This window comes from Streptomyces sp. UW30 (assembly GCF_008042075.1).
Lineage (GTDB): Bacteria > Actinomycetota > Actinomycetes > Streptomycetales > Streptomycetaceae > Streptomyces.
On record NZ_RDBN01000034.1, the window covers coordinates 140363 to 145105 of the forward strand.

Annotated in this window: 2 protein-coding genes; both read right to left on the reverse strand. The window is 74.1% G+C overall.

Annotation, left to right across the window (positions count from 1 at the left end; all coding sequences use genetic code 11):
- The coding region (locus EAO75_RS18400; protein WP_147996179.1) for a type I polyketide synthase at nucleotides 1-1896 on the reverse strand (1896 nt) is incomplete at its 3' end.
- Between the two features lie 57 nt (nucleotides 1897-1953).
- A partial coding sequence (locus EAO75_RS18405) for a type I polyketide synthase (protein ID WP_147996168.1) occupies nucleotides 1954-4743 on the reverse strand: 2790 nt, incomplete at its 5' end.

Here is a 4743-nt window from a genome sequence, read left to right on the forward strand (position 1 = left end):
GTCGAGTGCGGCGGTGACTTGGTCGAAGGCTTCGGCGTAGGCGGGGAAGGTGTCGTAGAGGGTCTGGCCCATGCCGATGCGCTGGGCGCCCTGGCCGGTGAACAGGAAGGCCGTGGTCGGGGCGGGGTGGGTGGTGGTGGGCCGGGTGGTGCCCGCGGCCAGGGCACCGAGGGCGTCCGTGAGTTCGGCGCGGTCGGTCCCGGTGACCACGGCCCGGTGGCCGAAGGCGACACGTTCGGTCGCGAGGGCGTGGCCGATGTCCGTGACCGGCACCTCGGGGTACCGCTCGACGTAGGTCAGCAGTCGGGCGGCCTGGTCGCGGACGGCCTGCTCGGTCCTGCCCGACAGCACCCACGGCACGACGGGCAGCACGGCACGCACCCGCTCGGACTGCGCGCCCTCCACGCCCGCCCCGGACGGCGCGACCTCCTCGGCCGGCGTGAGCTCCGGAGCCTCCTCGATCACCACATGGGCGTTGGTGCCGCTCACACCGAACGCGGAGACGCCCGCCCGGCGCGGCCGTCCCTCGGCCTCCGGCCAGTCGCGGGCCTCGGTCAGCAGTTCCACCGCGCCCGCGTCCCAGTCGATGTGGCTGGAGGGGTTGTCGGCGTGGAGGGTCTTGGGCAGGACGCCGTGGCGCATGGCCTCGATCATCTTGATGACGCCGCCGACACCCGCGGCCGCGACGGAGTGACCGATGTTCGACTTGAGCGAGCCGAGATACAACGGCCGCCCCTCCACGCGCCCCTGACCGTACGTCGCCAGCAGCGCGTGCGCCTCGATCGGATCACCCAGACGCGTACCGGTGCCGTGCGCCTCCACCGCGTCCACGTCGTTGACGGTGAGTCCGGCGTCCGCCAGAGCGGCACGGATCACCCGCTCCTGCGACGGCCCGTTCGGCGCCGTCAGTCCGTTGCTGGCGCCGTCCTGGTTGACGGCGGTGCCCCTGACAAGCGCGAGCACACGGTGGCCGTTCTTGACTGCGTCCGACAGCCGCTCCACCACCAGCAGTCCGACGCCCTCCGACCAGCCGGTGCCGTCCGCGTCGTCGGAGAACGACTTGCAGCGGCCGTCCGCCGACAGACCGCGCTGCCGGGAGAAGTCCACGAAGCCGTTCGGCGAGCCGGAGACCGTGACGCCGCCCGCGAGGGCGAGCGTGGACTCGCCCGAGCGCAGCGACTGCACCGCCATGTGCAGGGCCACCAGCGAGGAGGAGCAGGCCGTGTCCATGGAGACGGCCGGACCCTCGAAACCGAAGGTGTACGCGATCCGGCCCGACGCCACGCTGGAGAGCTTGCTCGTCATGAGATAGCCCTCCAGCTCCTCGGGGCCCTCACGGTCGAGATAGCTCTGTTCCACGAGCCCGGCGAACACGCCGGTGCGGCTGCCCCGGAGAGCGGCCGGGTCGAGACCGGCGTTCTCCAGCGCCTCCCACGCCACTTCGAGGAGCATCCGCTGCTGCGGGTCCATCCCCAGGGCCTCACGCGGCGAGATGCCGAAGAACGCCGCGTCGAACTGGGTCGCGCCCTCCAGGAACCCGCCTTCGCGGGTGTAGGACTTGCCCGCCTTTCCGGGCTCCGGGTCGTAGAGGTCCTCGACGTCCCATCCGCGGTCGGTGGGCCACGGGGTGATGCCGTCCACCTCGTCGCGCACGAGCCGCCACAGATCGCCGGGCGAGGACACTCCGCCCGGGTAGCGGCAGGCCATGCCGACGATCGCGATGGGCTCGTTCCGGCTGTTCTCCAGTTCGGTGATCCGCTGCCTGGCCTTGTGCAGATCAGCCGTCACCCACTTCAGGTAGTCGACCAGCTTCTGCTCGCTGGTCTGCCCGGTGGCGTCGCTTCCCTTGGCGGCGTCGGAGTCACGCTGGGCTCGGTCGCCGGACGCTATAGCCATGCTGGTTCGTCTCTCCTCAGTCCGGGCGGGGGCCCGCACCCGGGCCCCCGCCGAAGGTCAGTTCGCGGAACGGCCGAGCTGGTTGTCGATGAAGGCGAAGAGGTCGTCCGCCGAGGCCGAGCCGATCGCGTCGGCGATGTCCGCCGCCCCGTCGTCCCCGGGCTCCTCCTCCGTGAGCCGCGCCAGCAGCGCCTGAAGCCGGGAGGCCACCGCGGAACGCGCCTCCTCGTCGCGCCGGTCGCCGGATCCGAGCAGCGTCGCCTCCAGGCGCTCCAGCGCGTCAAGCGCCGACGCGTTCCCCGGCCCGTCGCCCAGGTCCATCCGGCCCAGCAGGTGAAGGCCGAGTTCCTTGGGGCTCGGGTGGTCGAAGACCAGCGTGGACGGGAGCCGCAGACCGGTCCTGGCCATCAGCCGGTTCCGTAGATCGACCGCGGTCAACGAGTCGAAGCCGAGGTCCTGGAAGGCCCGCTCGGCGCCGACCTCATGGGCTCCCGCGTGGCCGAGCACCGCCGCGATCTCCTCGCGGACCAGGTCCAGCACGAGCTGCTCACGCTCCTCGCCGGACAGCGCCGCGAGTCGCGTCCCGAGCGTCTGCGCGCCGCCGGCCGCGCCCGCCTCGGCCACGTTCGCGGCCCCCGGGCGGCCCGGCACCCGGACCAGGTCCCGGAACAGCTCCGGCACCTGACCGCCCGCCCGCATGGCGGCCACGTCGAGCGGCACCGCCACCAGCCTCGGCCGCCCGCCGGCGAGCGCCGCGTCCAGCAGCGCCAGGCCGTCCCGTGCGGCGAGGAAGCGGAACCCTTCCTTGAGGTAGCGCTTGCGGCTCGCGTCGGCGAGACCGGCGTTGACACCCCCGCCGATGTCGTCGGCGTCCCACAGCCCCCAGCCGATCGCGGTGGCCGGGAGGCCGTGCGCGCCGCGCAGCTCGGCCAGCGCGTCGACGAACGCGTCGGCCGTCGCGTGGTTGGCCTGACCCGGCCCGCCGATCACCCCGGCGGTCGACGAGAACAGCACGAACGCCGACAGCGGAAGGTCCTTCGTCAGTTCGTGCAGATGCCAGGCCGCGTCCGCCTTCGAAGCGAGGACCTCGGCCAGGCTCCGCGGGGTCAGATCGGCGATCAGCGCGTTGTCGAGTACGCCCGCCGCGTGCACGACCGCGGTCAGCGGGTGCCCGGCCGGCACGGACTCCAAGGCCGCGGCGAGCGCGGCCCGGTCCCCGGCGTCCGCGGCCACCACGGTGGCCGTGGCACCCGCCTGCGCGAGTTCCGCGACCAGGTCCCCGGCGCCGGGCGCCGCGGGTCCCCGGCGGCTGAGCAGCAGCAGCTGCCGCACGCCGTGCTCGGCCACCAGATGACGGGCCACCAGCGAGCCCAGCGCGCCCGTGCCGCCGGTGATCAGAACGGTGCCCGAGGCATCCCAGCCGGTGCCCGCGCCCGCGGACCCGGCGGCCCCGGAGGTCTCGCGCCGCAGGCGTGGCAGGCGGATCCCGCCGCCGTGCACGGCGGCCTGTGGCTCACCGGCCGCGATCACCGCCGAGAACAGCGCGTCGAGCCGACCCGGGTCGCGCTCGCCACCCGTCCCGCGCTCCCCGTCGAGCACGTCGAACAGGAAGATCCGGCCCGGAGCCTCGGCCTGCGCCGACCGCAGCAGCCCCCGCACGGCCGCGCCCACCGCTCCGGAGCCCGCTGGTCCGGCGGCCTCCGTGCCGTGGGTGACCACCGCCAGGGGGACCGCCGCGAGCCGCTCGTCGGCCAGGTACTCCTGGACCAGGGCGAGCACCTCGCCGGTGCGCGTGTGCAGCGCGTCGAGCACGTCCGCGTCCGCTCCGGCACGGACCCACACGCGCAGCGCGTCCACGGGAGCGCCCGCCGCGATGGCTTCCGCCGCCTCGGCGAGGACCGCGTAACCGGTTCCCGTGGCCTCTCCCGTGCCCAAGTCGGCCCAGCGCAGCGGCTCCTCGGCCGGTGACAGATCGGCGGCGCCCCACTCCTCGCGGTACAGCGGCAGCGCCGCCGCACCGCCCGCGGCGAACCGCTCGGCCGGTACGTCGTCGAAGGCCACCCTGCCGATCGTGAGGACCGGCGCGCCCACGGCGTCCGTGAGCCGGACAGCGACGGCCCGCTCGCCGAGCGGCTGCCACCCGACGCGCACGCTCGTGGCGCCGCTCGCGTGCAGCCGCACGTCCTGCCACGCGGCCGGGACGGCGAACGTGCCCGCGCCGGCCGGAGCGACCGCACCGGCGAGCTCGACCGCACGGAGCGCCGCCTCCAGCAGCGCCGGGTGCAGCCCGTAGCGCACCGCCTCCGGCAACAGCTCATTGGCGAGCTCCACCTCCGAGCCGCCACCGCCGTCGCTGTCGGCCGGGGCCGCGTGCGGTGCGGTGTCGGTGGCCAGGACGCCCTCCGCGTACGTCGTCCAAGGCGCGTCGGCCTCGGCGGGACGCGCGTACAACGTGAAGGCGTGCGTTCCCGGTTCACCGGCGCCGGCGAACACGAGCTGGATCTCGGTGGAAACGGTCCGGGCCAGCACGAGCGGAGCATGGACCGTGAACGCTGTCAGCGCGTTCGCGCCCAGCTCGTCACCGGCGCGCACGACCAGGTCCACGAGCGCGGCGGCAGGCAGCACCGGGGCGTCCAGGACGGCGTATGCCTCCAGCCACGGATGCGCCTGCGCGGAGACCCGCCCACTGAACAACACCCCTTCGCCGCCCGCGAGTTCGACCTTCGAGTCAAGCAGCGGATGACCGAACTGGTTCCCTCCGCCCGGGGCCTTGCCGGAGATTTTCCGCTCCAGCCAGTAGCGCTGGTGTTGGAAGGCGTAGGTGGGGAGGGTGAGGGGGGTGGTGGG